The organism is Nocardioides ultimimeridianus, from assembly GCF_054777895.1.
Genome location: NZ_BAAHAB010000004.1, coordinates 323,445 through 340,205, shown reverse-complemented (window position 1 = coordinate 340,205; position 16,761 = coordinate 323,445). Strand labels below are relative to the sequence as shown.

Below are 16,761 nucleotides of genomic sequence, written 5' to 3'. Positions count from 1 at the left end.
GACGCGGATCGATCGACTTCTCCCGATACTCTCCCGACTTCGACGGAGGCCGTGCGCATCGGCATCACCGCTTGCTCGTAGCATCGGCGCCGTTGGGCACATGGCATGACGAGATCGGCAAGGCACGTAGTCGACGGCACGAACGACGCCACCAGCAGGCCGCGAATCAAGCCATCTATAGCCCGGGCTCACAAGCCGAGAAGCCCTGCGGGACATCGCAGTTGGTGCACGCAACGAGCTTGTTCGAGGCGGCGTCAGGCCCCAGTCCGCGCACCGACTGCACGCCAGTAGGCGCGCATCAAGCACGGGCATCGGTAACGTACGTCCGCTGAAACTCTGGGTCGACGTACCCGAAGCCTTGGGTTTGCTTGGCGATCCGACGCGCCCAGATCCTTCAACCTGGAACTCGCTCGTTTGGCTCACCCCCGGCGCTCAGCTCCTGGCGACGTGGAGCCGGATCAAGACCTCGCCCCAAGATCGGCGCCAGCAGCGTTACGCGCGGTCACTCGTACTGGCGGACGACCCCGGCGTGCCGATGGCGCCAAAGGATCAGTCAATGAGCCAGTGCCTGACAGTGGCTTGGAAGTACGACGGGAGAATTGTAATCCCCCAAGGCTACGGGGAACCCGACATCAGTTTCGGACAACTTATCGCGAACTCGGTGATCAGACTGATCGGCGAATAGGCTATCGCTCCATATTTGCGGAGTCAGATGGTAAACGCACGGAGCACGACTCCTCCTCGATGGATGTAGGCGACCTTGTCGTAGAGAGTCGCGGTGCGATGCCACAGCTAGTGGTCGTTAAGCGACCGTTCGACGACGTCCGGCGCTTGTAGGCGACCCGGTGGACGTTGGACGGTCGGCCGCCAGCCGACCCACGACTCTGCAAATGGCCGATCTCGTCGGCTCGTGGTGGATCACGGCCTGGCCGGATTGCTGCGGATCAGCGCGATCCACCTCGCGCTGTGCGAGGGAGACCCGTCCGCGATCGCCTTCTTGGCGTCGAGGTCGACTCGACGCTCTCATCAACGGTGTGCTTCGGTCGACGCTAACGGGTTCGAGGCCTCGACAAGGCGCTATCCGGCTTGTTCACCGAGTTCCGCCTCCTGCCAAGACGTCGTCCGCGAAGAAGGGGGCACACGCGTGTCGAACTCCGCCCGTGAGCCGAACCAAGAGGGCTGATTTAGCGCGGGGCTTCAGCAATCTTCTGGGCGAGCGCGTTCGTGAAAGCGTCTCGAATCTCGCGTTCGGTCGCTGGGACATCTCCGCGGTTGAACACGGGCCGCGTCCATCGTTCAAATCCGACCACGGGTCGGTGGCGCGCGTCATTGCCATGGAACAGATTGCCGATCTGCCCGTTGGCGAGGACGGCGATCGACTTCCACTCTGTGTCTGCGAAGTTGCGGCTTTCCACCGGAGTGATCCGCTTCACTGGGACACCAACGCCCCAGAAGCGTTTGTGACCGCCTAGCGCGCCGCTGCGCAGGTACGACGTCGTCAACGGGATGTGCTCAGCCTTCGCAGCGGTCACGAACTCCGCGACCGCTCGCATCACGTGCTCCTCCCATTGGCCAGCCATCTCCCGCGCCTCCACCTCGAGTGCGACCTTCGGTTGATGCTGACCAGCGAGCCGTCGCGCTTCGTCCCTCATACTCACGAAGCACATACGACCACACAGAGTGAGGAGGCGTGATGGGAATGTGCCACCGAGACGGACTACCGGACATACGTCAGCGACGACTCCGCGACGCTGTCGCCGGTCGACGCAAGCCGACCAAGACGACCGATTGATCATCTAACTCATGTGCGCGAGGCGCTTCACAAAGGCCTCACGGATCTCCTCGTCCGACACAACGCCGCGCAGCAGAACGTGCAGAGGCGCTAGCGGGTAGGTGGGTTGTATCGGCGTCTTGAATACGACCCCACCACCATCGCCGCCGATCAGCACGTCGCCTTTCTTGGTGATGGTTATCCGCGCGCTTGAGGGGGCGCCGTCGTACTCGCCGAGCGGGACCCTGAGCACCCACGGCGCTCGATCACGCCTAGACGCCATTCGGCGAGCAGCGTCGCGAAACTCTGCTGCGCAAGCTTCCACCGTTGCGCACCAATGTTCCTGCGCTGGCATTGCAACATTCCCGCGCTTGTCGGCCTCGGCGTCCATCCGGGCGCGCTCTGCTCGCGCTTCATCTTCCATGCCCACGAGACTCATCCGATCACACAGAGCGAGGAAGCGTCATGGGAACCGCCTGGTCCTCTACTGGTAGAACACGAAGACACAGGACGCTGGCCGGCAGTGCGGGGTCAGTGCCGGGTCGGCGCGATCGACAGTTCGTTGTACACCTGAGCCCGGGCAGACGAAGGGACTCGCAGCCACAAGCAGCCAGGGGCTCTGCTCCGACGCCTTCGAAATCGCCGGGAGCGCGTCGGGGGTTGCGGTTCGGGGCAACCGCGTTGTCGTTGCTATCGCATGGGGTCTGTCTTCTGGCGTACAGGCGCAATCTGCGGTGAAGTGGGCGGTTGATGCAATAGCGTCCGCGGAGCGGTGGCAGCCCACTAACTGATCGGAGCCCTCATGCCGGTGGTAGACGAGTTGGGTCATCACCGCGGTGCCGGATTCGGGCAGATCGCCATCGACGCGGTGAGCAGAGCACCTCAATCCGACTGGGGTCGTCGATTCGCCGAGGTGCGGATTACTCAGTACGACGGCATCCGCCCATTCGTGTCGCGTGCGGCGCTCGTCATCGTCCTCGGCACCCTTCTTCTTCCACTTCCCGGCCATCACTTGCTCGGCCTGCTGCTCCTGGCGCCGGCAGCCGCACAGGTGAGCCTTGAACTGCTCCTCGAACCGGTGGTGCGCGCGAGATCGCTGACGCAGAGCGGGACGGAAGGTCTTCTCGGCACGTTGGCGCGGCCGTGGTTCTGGAACTATGAACGAGGTCTGACGAACATCACCGGCATCGTCGGCGCGGCTGCATGCCTCTGTCTACTGGTCGAGGTCGTATACAACACAGGGTCGGGTTCGCAGTGGCAGCGTGTTGCTGCCCTGGCGGTGGGGACCGGCTACGCGATTTCAGGGTTGAACTCGGTCGTATGTGACACCGCCGTCTACTCCCCGCGTGGCGACAGGCTACCGCAGGCCTTGCGGGCACTGATGCCGTTCGCCTGGCTGTTCGCACTCGGCTTGGTGCTTATCAACGTGATCATCGCGCAAGCTCATGCGAGGGTGTGGGGCGACGCCTTTCCCTATGCAGTCATGGCCACCCTTCTGCTTTGGTGCAATGGACAGCGATTCAGGGACCACACACGCGACTTGCAGGTCGGCGCCGTCGTTGCCGCCGACCGAGATCGAGAAACCGGGAGACGTGCCGCGACCGACCTGCACAATCTGCTTCAGGCTGCGAAAGGGCCCCTGCAGGACGCGGAAATGACCGTCCCGAACCCGCAGACGCGGGCCGCTCTGGTGCTCTTACGTCTTGACCTCGAGGCCGTGTACACCTCGGCACACGAAGGCACGCTAGATCTTGCCGGCGGCCTGGTGCCGCCCGTGACAGAGCATCTTTCGCGGCTTTGCCGCGGCGCGGTCCTCCCACTCCGCACCGACATCGCTCTAGACGACGTTCCCGATGCTGACCGTTGGTTGGCACGCCAATCGATCATGCTTCTCACCAAGAATGCGGTCGACGGGTATACGTCTGGACGGATTGACTGGGTAGAGCGCGGCATCAACGTTCAAGCCCGCTTCGACGGCCGGTTCGTCACCATTGCGGTGCGCGACGGTTTGCCCTCAATCCCGGACGCCGTCTGGCAACGAGACGACACCACGCTCTCGAAGCTCCGCGGCGACGCTCATGAACGCGGTGGCTCGCTGACACAGACGGCAGACTCAAGCGGGAAGACGATTGTGGTGACCTGGCCCGTCGCACTGGCACCCTTGCGGGACCAAGGACGGCGCTGATGTTCAGGGTGCTTCTAATCGACGACCTGGCCGACCGGGCCGCTCGCCTCCGCAGGTTGGCCCGCCTGAACCCCGATCTCGACGTCGAGAATGAGCCGTCGATCAGGACCTTGATCACTGAGTATGCGACGGAGGACCTTGCGCAGTACGACGTGATCCTCGTCGACTTCAACCTCAGTGGCCACCGACCGGAGAACCTTCCTGCCCCGCGCGCCCGCGTCGGTACCACACCACAAGGGTCGTCCGTCGAGGTCGACGTCACCACCGGTATCGGCGTCCTGCTGTACCTGAGCTCCTTGTTCGAGTCCGAAGAGTTCCGCGCAGTCAAGAGAGCTGCGCGCCGGCCCCTAACCTCTCCGCGCCTACTGACGTTCACCGACTTGAGCGAGACTGCGGGGCGTCTGTTCGCGGCGGCGGGCCTGCTCTGGTTCGGCGCGAACCACTTCCCCTCGATCCTTCCGCCTGACGCCGCCGAACGCCTCGTCGACCTGGCGGACCCATTAAGCGGCGCCACCTATCCCGACCCTCGACGCGATTCAGCCGCTGCACTGGTGCCTTCGGCCGCGCTTGGACTCGATGAGATGCTCGCTGTCGATGTCAACGGCAAGGCATCTTCGCTCGAGGCGCGACCAGACACCTTCTCGTGGCTACAGATCTACCTGCGTGGCGGAGGATGGAACGCAAACGAGCAACCACTCCTCGACGCCGCTTTCGAGGTGGCTTCAGCTCGACGGGGAGCCGTGCGCTCCCAACGCCGCTACTGGAAGGACCGGTGGAACTCGCTGTACGCGGCCTATGACCACTTCCGAATGTCGTACGAGGACGTCACCGACCCGCTCCCAACGCCTGGCGATACACGTGCTCGCAATCACGATCCCCTCTTGGCAGAACTCCGGAACGCGGCGCTCTTCTGGACGGAGCCCGACGTACGCGCCGCGTATGAGCTGCACTCGAAGGCGCGGCCCCTTCAAACTCACCAGCACCGTGGCTGACGCCGCGCCAGAACCGACGCGACGTCGCTCGTCGGATCATGTGCCGGTTGCTGTACGGGCGCTGTGTACGGCAGCCCTGATTTCCGGAGTCATGCTTCAATTCACGCAGAACACCGATCCGCGGTTTCCGCTGCTGTACTTCACGGTCGATTCGGCAGTGCTCGCCGCCACCGTCCTCGGCGCCAACCTGCTCCTCAGGATGGACCAAGCAGCGCTGCTGACGAGGTTGCGCGGCACCGCGACCTTGGGAGTCGTGATGTCAGCGGTGATCTTCGCTCTCGTCATCGCGCCAACCCCCGAAGGTGGGTGGTGGCAGCCGGGCGCCGACCTCCGGGTTCGAGCGGCCACCTTGCTGCTGCATGGCGTCGCTCCCTTGCTCATGGCCGCTGATTGGGTGCTCCACCCTCACCCGTCGTTGCGGGCTCGAGGTTGCGAGGCCGCCGTGTGGTTGTTGTGGCCAGTCGTCTACTTGATCGCGATCTCCACGCTCGTTCGCGCCCGAGTGGTGGATTCGCCCTACCCATTTCTGAACCCGGACCCGCCACCGCAGTTCGCAGCAGCAGTTTCAGGGCTCATCGTGGTGTTCCTTGGCGCGGCGCTGGTCCTTCGTCGGGTTGCTGGGTTCTATGCAGCCGACTTGCCGCGACGATCCGAGTGAGCGCCGAGAGCGAGGGACGGAGGGCCGAAGCGTCCACCGTCCCTCGCCTCCCCTTCGGCGCGTTCGGCCGCCGGGTCCTACTTGACCCGCCAGATCTTGTAGGAGCTCGGACCGAAGTAGTTCAGCAGGGACTGGAAGCTGCTGCTGTGCACCCGAAGGTCACCACTGGCGTTGTTGGACCACTTCGTCTGGGCGCTGGACTCAGAGGCGCCGCTCATGATGATCGCCGTGTGCGGTCCTCTAGCCGAGGTGTAGAACTGCACGATGTCTCCTGGGCGGACCGAGCTCCACGAGGTGATCTGCGTGGCGTAGTTAGCCCATGCGGCCTGGTAGCCGGACCCTCCACTCGTGCCGAGGTAGACCGAAGGCCCTCCCGCCGCCCGGATGATGTTCTCGACCCAAATGGCGCACTGACCTCCGTACGAGCCATCGGCGGCGGCCGCCGCGTGCTGGTAGATGCCGGCGTTGTAGCGACCTGCGCTGATCGTCGTGCTGGTGTGCGTCCACGAGCAGGCGCTGGAGCATGCGGCGGTGTAGATCGTGGTCCCGATGGTGACCTGAGCCGTGATCGCGGTGGTGCCCGGGGCGGTGACCTGCATGCTGTACGACCATCCGAGAGTGTCAGTGTCGGTGCGGGTCCACTTGTTGAGGATGGCGTCCTTGAGGCGCTTTGACACTGTCTCCCTGGCGCCCGAATATTCAATCCAGTCAGTTCCGCAGGCGCGGGAGTACTTGATCGAGGCGTGACCGCCGGGCACCGCGACGGTGCTGACGTTGTAGACGTTCGACGCGCAGCCGGTCTGGTACGGATCGGTATTCCATCGGTTGGTCGTCGCGTGCGCGGCGCCCGGAGAGAGGAGGGCCGACCCCAGGACGGCGAAGGCGAGGGAGGCGATCCTCCCGATGCGAGTTGTGTGTGACATGGCGGGTCTACTTTCGGCTGATCGAAGTTGGACGCCGTCACCTTGGCTCACCGGCAGTCCGCGATCTGCATGAAACATGCAGATCGCGGACCGGCCCTCCGGTGCAGCGCAGATCAATCCGCGTCCAACGGCTTGCGACTAGAACCAAGGGCCGGCCCCTGCCAGCGCGGCGGCCGCCAAGAAGGCTGGACCAGCCCTAGTTAGCCTCCGAGTGCGATCCTCGCCGAGAGCGGACAACTAGCGACGTCGGTCCTGCTGCTCCAGCAGATTAGCGAGCGCGGTGGTAATTGCCCGTCGCACTGACTCAGTTGATCCCAGAGCCTCCATGCCGTACGTACGATACGGCGGGCCTCCACGAGTAAGGCCACGGCGATGATCAATACAGATCAAGGAGTAGTCGGTCGGCCAGGTCGCAACCATGACGCTCCATCCACGACCTGAAGTCAGGTTGCGTGGCTTGATTCTGTTGCGCTTGGCGGCTGCATGAAACTCTGCGGCGCACTGCTGGACATCATGCCACCACCGCTCGCCGTGTGGATTGTCCTGGTTGCCAACCGTGGCCCGTTCCGCGGCAATCCGTCGCGCTTCCTCTTCCATGCCCACGAGCCCATCCGATCACACCGAGGGGGTTCTCCGTGGCGACCGGGTCCGGATCTGGCCAAGGAAGCACGTGCGCTGGACAGGCGAGAGGTCGACGATCTGGCGGACGCACTCCTCGGCCACTCCGGCGAACATCGCGGATGCCGGCGGGGCCGTGGGCGCCTCGACAACGGGCCGGACGAAGCCCATGCCCTTCACCCCAGTCAGCGGGCCAGTGCTGGCCTGCGGCGTCGACCATCTGCTTGGAGCCTTGGGCGCGAGCGAGGTTCTGGGCGTCGCTTCCGACGCTGAGTATCTCGCGCTGCCGTAGCGCGCCTCGGCCGCCGCCGAGGCCAGATCACGCCCGGCAGACAGGCGTTCGTCGCTCCGCCTGTGCTGTTCGATCCATGCCATCGGGGTGCTCCTCTGATCACGAGGTGTGATCGGCGTACCGGCGCGTGGCCCATGGCCGGAAAAGCGCTGTGGCCCCTGCTACGTCTCCGCAGTCAGGGGCCACATCGTGGCGGTGTCCGAGGGGGGACTTGAACCCCCATGCCCTATAAGGGCACTAGCACCTCAAGCTAGCGCGTCTGCCAATTCCGCCACCCGGACGAGTGCGTGGAGAACACTAGCAACAGCAGGCCCGAATGACACATCGGGGCAGGGTCTCAGTGGTGCCAGCCGGTCACCTGGGCGCGCGTGGGCTCCCACGGGTCGAAACGCAGCCGCATCCCGGCCTCCACGGGGGTCCGGTTGCCCTTGCGGTTGTTGCACCGTCCGCACGCGGCGACCGTGTTCAGCCAGGTCCAGGTCCCGCCGCGCGATCGGGGCACGACGTGGTCCACGGTGTCGGCACGATCGCCGCAGTAGGCGCACCGGTGCCGGTCGCGCTTGAGCACCGCGTCACGCCCGTACGCCGCCGGGCGGTACATCCACGAGGCGACGACGTACCGCACCAGCCGGACGACCTTCGGCCACGGATGGGGCCCGATCACACGATCGCCGTCGGCCTCATGGACGACGGCGACTCCGCGGAACAGCATCCGCACCGCATGAGGGAACGAGACGACGTCGTGCGGCTCGTAGGAGGCGTTCAGGAGCACGACCGGACCATGGCTGGGCATGGGTGGCCACCTCCTGTCGCCGTGCCGGATTCGGGCTCTCCGAACTCCAGTGTGAATACTCATCAACCGTGCAGCAACTGCGAATTGGATTCGTTCCCGGTGTCACGCCCGACAAGTGGGCGCGGGCATGGCGTGAACGCAACCCGAAGATCGCGTTGCGCCTGATCCCGCTCGAGGACGACGCCGACCCGCGCGGCCTGCTCGACGCCGGCGAGGCCGACCTGGTCCTGGCCCGTCTGCCGGTCGACCTCGACTCCCCCGAGCCCCTGCACTGCGTCCGCCTGTACGACGAGCTGCCGGTCGTCGTGGCCGCTGCGGACCACTTCGTGGCGGCCGCCGAGGAGGTCGAGCTCGCCGACCTGGCCGAGGAGCAGCTCGTCCTCCCCCACCCCTCGGGCTGGGCACCGGCCGTCGAGCAGCTCACCTTCCCTCCGATGACGGTCAAGGACGCGATCGAGGTCGCCGCGTCGGGCACCGGTGTGGTCATCGTGCCGATGTCGCTGGCACGGCTGCACCACCGCAAGGACGCGGTCCACCGCCCGGTCAGCGGGCTCGAGCCGACCACGATCGCGCTGCTGTGGCTGCGCAGCGCGGACAGCCCCGTGCACCAGGACTTCGTGGGCGTGACCCGCGGGCGCGGGGCCCGAAGCAGCCGCTAGGAGATCGCGGCGGCCGCCCAGTCGCCCAGGATCCGGGCGCACCGGTCGACCGCGGTGTTCCAGTCCATCGCCGACTCGTCGGCGGTGTCGGAGACGTACTTGACCATCCGCAGCGGCACCCCGAACTCCGCAGCGACGTACGCGATCGCGTAGCCCTCCATGTCGACCAGCTGCGCCCGCGCGGCCAACGCGTCGCGCACCAGCGGGTCGGTGACGAAGACGTCGCCAGTCGCGAGCACGGTCTCGGCGCCACCGACGAGGAGCCGCTCGCGGGCGTCGAACCCCAGCGAGCGGAGGGCATCGGCGCTGATCTCGTGATTGAGCACCGCGCCGATCTCGAAGAGCCCGGACAGGTGCGGGTGCAGGGCGCCCGCAGTACCGAGGTTGAGGAGAGACAGGTCCGCGAGCTCCTCGGCCGAGCACGCCGCCAACCGGCGGGTCAGGGCGGTCGCGGCGGCCACCTTGCCGATGCCGGTGACCAGGACCTCGGCGGTCTCCGGGAGGTAGCGGGCCTCGGCCTCGGTGGCGGCGACGAGCAGGACGGGCACGACAGGAGGCTAGGACACTCCCGTGAGACGACCGTGACGGGTGCGGCTCCCGGCTCGTTAGTGTGACACGGCGTCACTGTTCCGGCTCCCGGACGTTGACGACGCGCAAGGGGTGTCCATCTCGGGGCATCGAAGTTCGATGAAAGGAATCTCCATGCTCATCTCTCGGAACAACGCCGGCCACAGCCGACGAATCCTGTCGGTCGCCGCCCTCGGCCTCTCCGCCGCCGTCGCCCTGACCGGGTGCTCCGGCAAGGACGTGGCCGACAAGGCCAAGCAGCACGCCAGCAACCTCGCGACGAACTCGCAGGTGCAGACGCTGAAGTCGAAGGGCGCCGAGGCGGCCAAGTCCAAGATGGCCGAGCTCACCGGGTCGGCCGGCGCGGCGAGCGCGACCACGGGTGCCGTCAGCGGCGCTGCGACCGGTGCCACCGTCGACCTCGGCACGTTCTCGCGCAACCGCAAGGCGAAGATCGTCGGCGCCTACTACACCAAGAAGCGCGATGGGAAGCCCGGACCGTTCCTGGTCACGGTCACCGGCGTCAAGACCAACAAGGTCGCCGTCTGCGTCGGCGCCAAGGGCAAGCGCTCGCAGACCGTCGTCGTCGCCAAGGGCAAGGTCCAGGGCGTCCGCAAGGGCACCGCGACCTGCGCCTGACCGGAGGCGGAAGAGCGCGACGGCCGGCGACCCCGATCGGGTCGCCGGCCGTCGTACGCCGCAGGCGTCAGCTCACTTGAGCTCGGCGCTGGACAGCCCCAGGACCCGGCGCGCCACGATCAGCTGCTGGATCTGCTGGGTGCCCTCGAAGATGTCGAGGATCTTGGAGTCGCGGGCCCACTTCTCGAGCAGCTCGCCCTCGCTGTAGCCGACCGACGCGCACAGCTCGACGCAGCCCAGGGTCACGTCGGAGCCGACGCGGCCGGCCTTCGCCTTGGCCATCGAGGCCTCCAGCGAGTTCGGCTGGCGGTTGTCGGCCATCCACGCCGCCTGGAGGGTGAGCAGGCGGCCCATCTCCCAGTTGGTCTCCAGCTCGAGGAACTTGGCCGCGGCCGCCGACTGCAGCTGTGCCGGCTTGTCGTAGTCGACCTCGACGCCGGCCTGCTTGAGCAGGTCGCGGGTCAGGTCCAGCGACGCCCGGGCGCAGCCGACGGCCATCGCGGCCACCAGCGGACGGGTGTTGTCGAAGGTCGCCATCGCGCCGGCGAAGCCCTGCTTGACGTCGACCTCGGGCGAGCCGAGCAGGTTCTCCTTCGGCACCCGGACGTCGGTGAAGGTGATCACCGCGGTGTCGGAGGCCCGGATGCCGAGCTTCTCCTCCAGCCGCTCGACCTTCACGCCGGGCATGTCCTTGGTGACCAGGAACGACTTGATCGCCGCCCGGCCGAGGGACTTGTCCAGCGTCGCCCACACCACGATCGAGTCCGACCGCTCGCCGGAGGTGACGAAGATCTTCTCGCCGTTGATGACGTAGTGGTCGCCGTCGAGCACCGCGGTGGTCGAGACCTGAGCCGAGTCCGAGCCGAACGACGGCTCGGTGATCGCCATCGAGGCCCACGTGCCCTTGAACCGCTCGAGCTGCTCGTCGTTGGCCACCGACGCGATGGCCGAGTTGCCCAGGCCCTGGCGGGGCATCGAGAGCAGCAGGCCGACGTCGCCCCAGCACATCTCGGCGACCGAGGTCACCGAGGCCATGTTGGAGCCGTTCTTCACGCCCTTGTCGACATCGCTCTCGTCGCGGCGTACGCCGGTCGCACCCGCACCCTCGCTGGCACCCGACTCGGCGAGGCCGTCGATCATGGCCGCGAGCATGTCGAGCTCGGTGGGGTACTCGTGCTCGGCGACGTCGTACTTGCGCGAGATCGGCCGCAGCATGTTCATCGCGACCTGGTGGGCCTGCTCGACGAGCGCGCGGTGCTTCTTGGGGACTTCGAGGTTGATGGCCATCAGACCAGCACCGTTCCTTCCATGATCCCGATGGCACGCAGGTCGCGGTACCACCGCTCGACCGGGTGCTCCTTGACGAAGCCGTGGCCACCGAGCAGCTGGACGCCGTCGAGGCCGATCCGCATGCCGTGGTCGGCACACGCCTTGCGGGCGAGGGCGACCTGCTTGCTGAAGTCCTTGCCGGCGGCAGCGCGGGCCGCGGCGCGGTAGGTCAGCAGCCGCATGCCCTGCAGCTCGATCGCCATGTTGGCGACCATGAACGCGACCGACTGGCGGTGCGCGATGGGCTCGCCGAACGCCTCGCGCTCCTTGACGTAGGGCGTGACGTAGTCGAGCACGGCCTGCGACGTACCGACCGCGAGGGCGCACCAGGCGAGGCGGGAGAGGCGCACGCACTCGGCGTACGTCGATCCGTCGGTCTCACCGAGGACCGCCTCGGCGGGGACCTTGACGTCCTCCAGGTTGAGCGAGGTCAGCGACGCCGCGCGCACACCCATGGCGGGGTCGCCACCGACGCTGAGTCCCTCGGTGGAGGACTCGACCAGGAAGAGCACCGGCTTGCCGTCGAACTGGGCGCCGACGATGAACAGCTCCGCGCTGTCGCCGCGGGCGACCAGGCTCTTGCGCCCGCTGATGACGTAGCCGTCGGCCGTCTTGGTCGCGGTCGTGCTCGGGGACATGACGTCGAAGAGAACGGTGGGCTCGTTGAGCGCCAGCGCGGCGGCGGGCACCTCGTCGCCAGTGAACGCCGGCAGGTAGGTCTGCTGCTGCTCGTCGGTGCCCCACAGGCCGATCGCCGTGGCGACCGAGCCGGGCGCGAGCGTGGCGACGGCGAGACCCATGTCGCCCTTGGCCAGCGCCTCGGCGACGAGCGTGCCGGCCATGGCCGAGCGCTCCTCGGAGATGCCGCCGAGCGACTCGGGCAGGCCCAGGATCGGCAGGCCGATTTCGAGGCTGGACTTGAGCAGCTCGTCCGGCGCCGCGCACGCCTTGTCGGCCTCGGAGGCGGCGGGACGCACGACCTCCGCGGCGAAGTCGCTGACCACGTCGACGAGCATCTGCTCGTCCTCGGACGGCGTCAGGTCGAACGGGCCGGAGCCGGGGATGGGGGCGGGCCGTGCGCCGGGGGCGCCCTTCTTGCCCTTCTTGGAGAAGGTGCGGCTCGCGTTGGTCATCGTCTTGAACCCGGTGCGGGTGACGCTGAAGACGGCCTGCTCGGTCTGCTTGCGCAGGCCGACCTTGTCGATGAGGTCGCTCTGGGCGAGCTTGCTGAGGCCGGCGACGAGGATGCCGATGGGATCACGGCTCTCGTTGCGCGGGACCCCGTGCTTGCCACCCGGCTTGAGGTTGGGAAGGAGGGACATGCTGAAAATGTAACTCAGAGTTACACAGCGCGCTACACCTACGTCCGCAAATACCCCGTGTGTCGTGCGCGACAGGCCGCGACCTTACGATCGCGGCCATGGCCCGTGGCACCACTCCCCCTCCCGAGCCGATCACGCATGCGCCGTACGGCCCGCTCCCGCGCGGCGGCACGGTCCGCCCGATGACCCGGTGGGGAGCCCCGGTCATGCACCGCCCCCAGCAGCCCGTGACGTCGTACGACGACGAGCTGGCCGCGCTGGTCGCGGACATGGTCGCCACCATGTACGCCGCGGACGGCGTCGGCCTCGCCGCCTGCCAGATCGGTGTCGACCGGGCCGTGTTCGTCTTCGACTGCCCGGACGCCTCCGGCGAGCACTGGGTGGGCGTGGTGTGCAACCCGACGCTCGAGCTGCCCGAGGGCAAGGGCCGCCAGCTCGACGACGGCGACGAGGGCTGCCTGTCGTTCCCGGGCGCGTTCGTGCCGTGCGCGCGGCCGGACTTCGCCGCGGTCACCGGCTTCGGTCTCGACGGCGAGCCGGTCCGCTTCGAGGGCGACGGGCTGCTCGCCCGCTGCCTGCAGCACGAGACCGACCACACCGCCGGGATGGTCTTCGGCGACCGGCTGGCGAACCGCGCCCGCAAGAAGCTGCAGAAGCAGCACGACGCAGCGGTTCCGGACTATCCCGCCGACTGGCCCAGCTGACGGGCTAGGTTGCGGGGCATGCCCCTCGACCCCCAGATCGCCCCTCTCCTGGACATGATCGCCACCGGCACCCCGATCGCCGAGATGGACGTCCCGGCCGCGCGCGACTCGTTCCGCACGCTCACCGTCCACCTGCGGCCCGCGGAGACCGTCATCCCGGTCGCCTCGGTGGAGGACACCGAGGTCGCCGGCGCGGAAGGCCCGCTGCGCGCCCGTGTCTACCGCCCCGAGAAGCAGGGGCCGGTCCCCACCGTCGCCCTGTTCCACGGCGGCGGCTTCGTCATCGGCGACCTGGACACCCACGACAACATGGCGCGGGCGATCTGCGTGGGCACGGGCGCCGTCGTGGTCTCGGTCGACTATCGGCTCGCGCCGGAGCACCCGTTCCCCGCGGCACCGCTCGACGCGATCGCCGCGACCCGGGACATCGCCTCCCGGCTGGGCGAGCTCGGCGGCTCGGAGAGCCTCGGCGTCGCGGGCGACTCGGCGGGCGGCAACCTGGCCGCCGTCGTCGCGCAGCAGGTGCCGGGCATCCGCGCGCAGCTCCTCGTCTACCCCGCGACCGACGGTGGCGGGACCCACGCCTCGCACACCGAGAACGCGAAGGGCTACTTCCTCGAGGCCGACACGATCGCCTGGTTCATGGCGCACTACGTGCCCGAGGGCACCTCGGTGACCGACCCGCTCATCGCGCCGCTGCACGGCGAGCTCGAGGGCCTCGCCCCCGCGGTGATCGTGACCGCCGAGTACGACCCGCTTCGCGACGAGGGCATCGCGTACGCCGACGCGCTGGCCGCTGCCGGCGTACCGGTGCAGCAGACGACGTACCCGGGCCTCATCCACGGCTTCTTCGACCTGGACGCCTTCTCCTCGGCGTCGCAGGCCGCGATCGTCGAGACGATCGGGAGGTTCGGGGACCTGCTCTAGCTGGCGGCGCGCAGCGCCGCCACGAAGCCGTCCACGTCGGCCTCGGTGAGGTCCCAGCTGCACATCCAGCGGGCCACCGGGTTGTCGTGGTCGGACTCGTCCCACAGGTAGAACGGGTACTCCACGGCGACCTTGTCGGCGACCACGCGCGGGAGCCGGGCGAAGACGGCGTTGGCCTCGACCGGCGCAGTGACCTGGACGCCGGGGACGTCCGCGACCGCCGTGGCCAGGCGCTGGGCCATCGCGTTGGCGTTCGCCGCGCCGCGCAGCCAGAGGTCGTCGTGCAGCAGCGCCTCGAACTGGGCGGAGATGAACCGCATCTTGGAGCTCAGCTGCATGGCGTACTTGCGCACGTAGAGCGGGCCGCGGATGCGCTCGGGCGACAGCACGACCACGGCCTCACCGAAGACGAGCCCGTTCTTGGTGCCGCCGAAGGAGATGACGTCGACGCCGGCGTCGCGGGTGAACGCCTTGACCGGTACGCCGAGGGCGGCGGCCGCGTTGGCGAGGCGGGCGCCGTCCATGTGCACCGCCATCCCGTAGCCGTGCGCGATCCGGGCCAGCTCGGCGACCTCGTCGGGGCTGTAGACCGTGCCGAGCTCGGTGGTCTGGGTCAGCGACAGCACGCTGGGCCGCGCCCGGTGCTCGTCCTCGAACTCCCGCAGTGGAATCGCGAGGTCGGCCGGCGTGAGCTTGCCGTGCTCGGTCGGGACCGGCAGCAGCTTGAGCCCGCCGACGCGCTCCGGAGCACCGCACTCGTCGGTGTTGATGTGGGCGTCGGTGGTGCAGACCACGCCGTCCCAGCGCTCGGTGAGCGCGAGCAGGCTGACCACGTTGGCACCGGTGCCGTTCCAGACCGGGTAGACCTCGATGCCCTCACCGAACAGCGGCGCGAACAGCCTCGGCAGGGCCTCGGTGTAGGGGTCGGCGCCGTAGGCGCTGACGTGGCCACCGTTGGCCGCGGCGAGGGCCGCGATCACCTCCGGGTGCGCACCGGCGTAGTTGTCGCTGGCGAAGCCGACCCGGGCCGGGTCGTGGCGCTGCTCGATCATGCAGACAGTCTGCCGGTCACGCCGCGCGTGGACTCGATGACTCCCCCGAGCTTCCGGGACAGCGCCTCGTAGAACATGCTCAGCGGGAACTCGTCGGGCAGCACGTCGTCGACCAGCTGCCGCGGGGGCAGGGTGAGGTCGAGGTTGTCGCTCGCGTGCGCCCAGCGCGACGCCGGGTGCGCCGGGAGGTACGTCGACACCAGCTCGTGCCCGGCGAGCCAGTGGGTGAGCTTCGGGCGGTCGATCCCGGCGCGGTAGAACCGCTCGATCTCCTCGCCGAGGGCCGCCGTGTGCTTGCGCGCGGCCTCGAAGTCGATGTGCAGGCGGTTGTCGGTCCACCGGATCGCGTCGTGCTGGTGCAGGTAGGCGAACAGCAGCTGGCCGCCCATGCCGTCGTAGTTGCGCACGCGGTCGCCGGAGACCGGGAAGCGGAAGAGGCGGTCGAAGAGCACGGCGTACTGGACGTCGCCGGCCTGCGCGACGCCGAGCTCGAGCAGCTTCTGGGCCTCCCGGAACGCGGTCAGGTCGCAGCGCAGCTCCTCCAGCCCGTACATCCAGAAGGGCTGGCGCTGCCGGATCATGAACGGGTCGAAGGGCAGGTCGCCGTGGCTGTGGGCGCGGTCGTGGATGAGGTCCCAGAGGACGAAGGCCTCCTCGCAGCGCGCCTGGTCGCCGAGCAGGTCGCGCAGGTCGTCGCTCAGCTCGAGGCTGAGCGTCTCGGCCGCGGCAGACGTGACGGCGCGGAAGCGCGCGGCCTCCCGGTCACAGAAGATCGCACCCCACGTGTACTTCGAGGGCGTCTCGCGGACGGCGACGGTCTCGGGGAAGAGCACCGCCGAGTGGGTGTCGTAGCCGCTGGTGAAGTCGTCGAAGCGGATCGGGACGAACATCGGGTTGTCGTAGCGGGTGGCCTCGAGGTCGGCCAGCCACTGCGGCCAGACCTCGTGGATCAGCACCGCCTCGAGGTGACGGTCGGCGCTGCCGTTCTGGGTGTACATCGGGAACACCACCAGGTGGCCCCGCCCGTCGGCGCGCGCGACCGAGGGGTTGAAGGCCGTGAGCGAGTCCAGGAAGTCGGGCTTGGCGAAGCCGCCCTCCTGCCACCGGGCCAGGTCGGCGTCGAGGGCCGTCAGGTACGCCGCGTCGTGCGGGAACTCCGGCGCCAGCTCGGCGATGCTGCGGCGGATCGTCTCCATCAGCCCGGTCGGGGCGTCGGGGGCGGATCCGTCGGACTCCTGGTGGGCCTGGAACGCGGTGACCGCGTCGCGGAGCGTCGTCCAGGCGGCACGGCTGCGGATGTTTTCCGTCATAGTCGTAACCGTACCGGAGA

17 protein-coding genes and 1 tRNA gene are annotated in these 16,761 nt (G+C 67.9%); 7 read left to right on the top strand and 11 right to left on the bottom strand.

Annotated elements, in window-relative coordinates; translation table 11 throughout:
- Positions 1 to 1,184 precede the first annotated feature (1,184 nt).
- The gene (locus tag ACYU8V_RS04045) at positions 1,185 to 1,580 is read right to left on the bottom strand and encodes a hypothetical protein (RefSeq protein ID WP_460845348.1); all 396 of its coding nucleotides are present in this window, start codon (positions 1,578 to 1,580) and stop codon (positions 1,185 to 1,187) included.
- Positions 1,581 to 1,796: 216 nt separating this feature from the next.
- Complete coding sequence (locus ACYU8V_RS04040; RefSeq protein WP_460845347.1) at positions 1,797 to 2,195, bottom strand: hypothetical protein; 399 nt, start codon at positions 2,193 to 2,195, stop codon at positions 1,797 to 1,799.
- A 378-nt stretch (positions 2,196 to 2,573) separates the two neighbouring features.
- Here ACYU8V_RS04040 and ACYU8V_RS04035 point away from each other — a divergent pair, with 378 nt between their 5' ends.
- Genes ACYU8V_RS04035 through ACYU8V_RS04025 form a run of 3 tightly spaced genes read left to right on the top strand, consistent with a single transcriptional unit; the run spans position 2,574 to position 5,606 of the window.
- Positions 2,574 to 3,956: an ATP-binding protein gene (locus ACYU8V_RS04035; RefSeq protein WP_460845345.1), complete on the top strand. Its 1,383-nt coding sequence runs from the start codon at positions 2,574 to 2,576 to the stop codon at positions 3,954 to 3,956.
- Entirely contained in the window at positions 3,956 to 4,948 is a 993-nt protein-coding gene (locus ACYU8V_RS04030) for a hypothetical protein (protein WP_460845344.1), read from the top strand. The genes ACYU8V_RS04035 and ACYU8V_RS04030 overlap by 1 nt, the downstream gene beginning before the upstream one ends.
- Positions 4,941 to 5,606 (top strand): Pr6Pr family membrane protein, encoded by a 666-nt coding sequence (locus ACYU8V_RS04025; protein WP_460845343.1) that lies wholly within the window; start codon positions 4,941 to 4,943, stop codon positions 5,604 to 5,606. The genes ACYU8V_RS04030 and ACYU8V_RS04025 overlap by 8 nt, the downstream gene beginning before the upstream one ends.
- A 77-nt stretch (positions 5,607 to 5,683) precedes the next feature.
- Here ACYU8V_RS04025 and ACYU8V_RS04020 read toward each other — a convergent pair whose 3' ends face one another.
- From ACYU8V_RS04020 to ACYU8V_RS04005, 4 genes are all read right to left on the bottom strand, one after another.
- Positions 5,684 to 6,529: a hypothetical protein gene (locus ACYU8V_RS04020; RefSeq protein ID WP_460845341.1), complete on the bottom strand. Its 846-nt coding sequence runs from the start codon at positions 6,527 to 6,529 to the stop codon at positions 5,684 to 5,686.
- 615 nt (positions 6,530 to 7,144) lie between these two features.
- Entirely contained in the window at positions 7,145 to 7,522 is a 378-nt protein-coding gene (locus ACYU8V_RS04015) for a hypothetical protein (protein ID WP_460845340.1), read from the bottom strand.
- A 113-nt stretch (positions 7,523 to 7,635) separates the two neighbouring features.
- Positions 7,636 to 7,720 (bottom strand) — tRNA-Leu (locus ACYU8V_RS04010).
- Positions 7,721 to 7,776: 56 nt separating this feature from the next.
- On the bottom strand, positions 7,777 to 8,232 hold the full coding sequence (locus ACYU8V_RS04005; RefSeq protein WP_460845339.1) for an HNH endonuclease: 456 nt from the start codon (positions 8,230 to 8,232) through the stop codon (positions 7,777 to 7,779).
- A gap of 68 nt (positions 8,233 to 8,300) precedes the next feature.
- Between ACYU8V_RS04005 and ACYU8V_RS04000 the strand changes: the two genes are divergently transcribed.
- A complete protein-coding gene (locus ACYU8V_RS04000) occupies positions 8,301 to 8,891 on the top strand; it encodes a LysR substrate-binding domain-containing protein (RefSeq protein WP_460845338.1) in 591 nt (196 codons plus the stop codon).
- Here ACYU8V_RS04000 and ACYU8V_RS03995 read toward each other — a convergent pair.
- Complete coding sequence (locus ACYU8V_RS03995) at positions 8,888 to 9,439, bottom strand: nucleosidase (protein WP_460845337.1); 552 nt, start codon at positions 9,437 to 9,439, stop codon at positions 8,888 to 8,890. The two genes, ACYU8V_RS04000 and ACYU8V_RS03995, sit on opposite strands and share 4 nt — an antisense overlap.
- Before the next feature lie 154 nt (positions 9,440 to 9,593).
- Here ACYU8V_RS03995 and ACYU8V_RS03990 point away from each other — a divergent pair, with 154 nt between their 5' ends.
- Positions 9,594 to 10,097 carry a hypothetical protein gene (locus ACYU8V_RS03990; RefSeq protein ID WP_460845335.1) on the top strand — a complete coding sequence of 168 codons (504 nt, stop codon included), beginning with the start codon at positions 9,594 to 9,596 and terminating at the stop codon, positions 10,095 to 10,097.
- A gap of 72 nt (positions 10,098 to 10,169) precedes the next feature.
- On the opposite strand, the gene ACYU8V_RS03985 is transcribed toward ACYU8V_RS03990, so the two are convergent.
- Both ACYU8V_RS03985 and ACYU8V_RS03980 read right to left on the bottom strand, forming a co-directional pair.
- The gene (locus ACYU8V_RS03985) at positions 10,170 to 11,384 is read right to left on the bottom strand and encodes an acyl-CoA dehydrogenase family protein (protein ID WP_460845334.1); all 1,215 of its coding nucleotides are present in this window, start codon (positions 11,382 to 11,384) and stop codon (positions 10,170 to 10,172) included.
- Positions 11,384 to 12,748: an acyl-CoA dehydrogenase family protein gene (locus tag ACYU8V_RS03980; protein WP_460845332.1), complete on the bottom strand. Its 1,365-nt coding sequence runs from the start codon at positions 12,746 to 12,748 to the stop codon at positions 11,384 to 11,386. Before ACYU8V_RS03980 ends, ACYU8V_RS03985 begins: the two co-directional genes overlap by 1 nt.
- Positions 12,749 to 12,846: 98 nt before the next feature.
- On the opposite strand from ACYU8V_RS03980, the gene def reads away from it, so the two are divergent.
- Together def and ACYU8V_RS03970 are read left to right on the top strand one after the other, a co-directional pair.
- Complete coding sequence (gene def / locus ACYU8V_RS03975; protein ID WP_460845329.1) at positions 12,847 to 13,452, top strand: peptide deformylase; 606 nt, start codon at positions 12,847 to 12,849, stop codon at positions 13,450 to 13,452.
- An 18-nt stretch (positions 13,453 to 13,470) separates the two neighbouring features.
- Positions 13,471 to 14,379, top strand: a complete 909-nt coding sequence (locus ACYU8V_RS03970) for an alpha/beta hydrolase (protein WP_460845327.1) — start codon at positions 13,471 to 13,473, stop codon at positions 14,377 to 14,379.
- Here the strand turns inward: ACYU8V_RS03970 and ACYU8V_RS03965 are convergent.
- Both ACYU8V_RS03965 and ACYU8V_RS03960 read right to left on the bottom strand, forming a co-directional pair.
- Positions 14,376 to 15,431: a threonine aldolase family protein gene (locus ACYU8V_RS03965; RefSeq protein WP_460845326.1), complete on the bottom strand. Its 1,056-nt coding sequence runs from the start codon at positions 15,429 to 15,431 to the stop codon at positions 14,376 to 14,378. The genes ACYU8V_RS03970 and ACYU8V_RS03965 overlap by 4 nt on opposite strands.
- A complete protein-coding gene (locus tag ACYU8V_RS03960; RefSeq protein WP_460845325.1) occupies positions 15,428 to 16,741 on the bottom strand; it encodes a DUF6421 family protein in 1,314 nt (437 codons plus the stop codon). The genes ACYU8V_RS03965 and ACYU8V_RS03960 overlap by 4 nt, the downstream gene beginning before the upstream one ends.
- Positions 16,742 to 16,761: the final 20 nt, after the last annotated feature.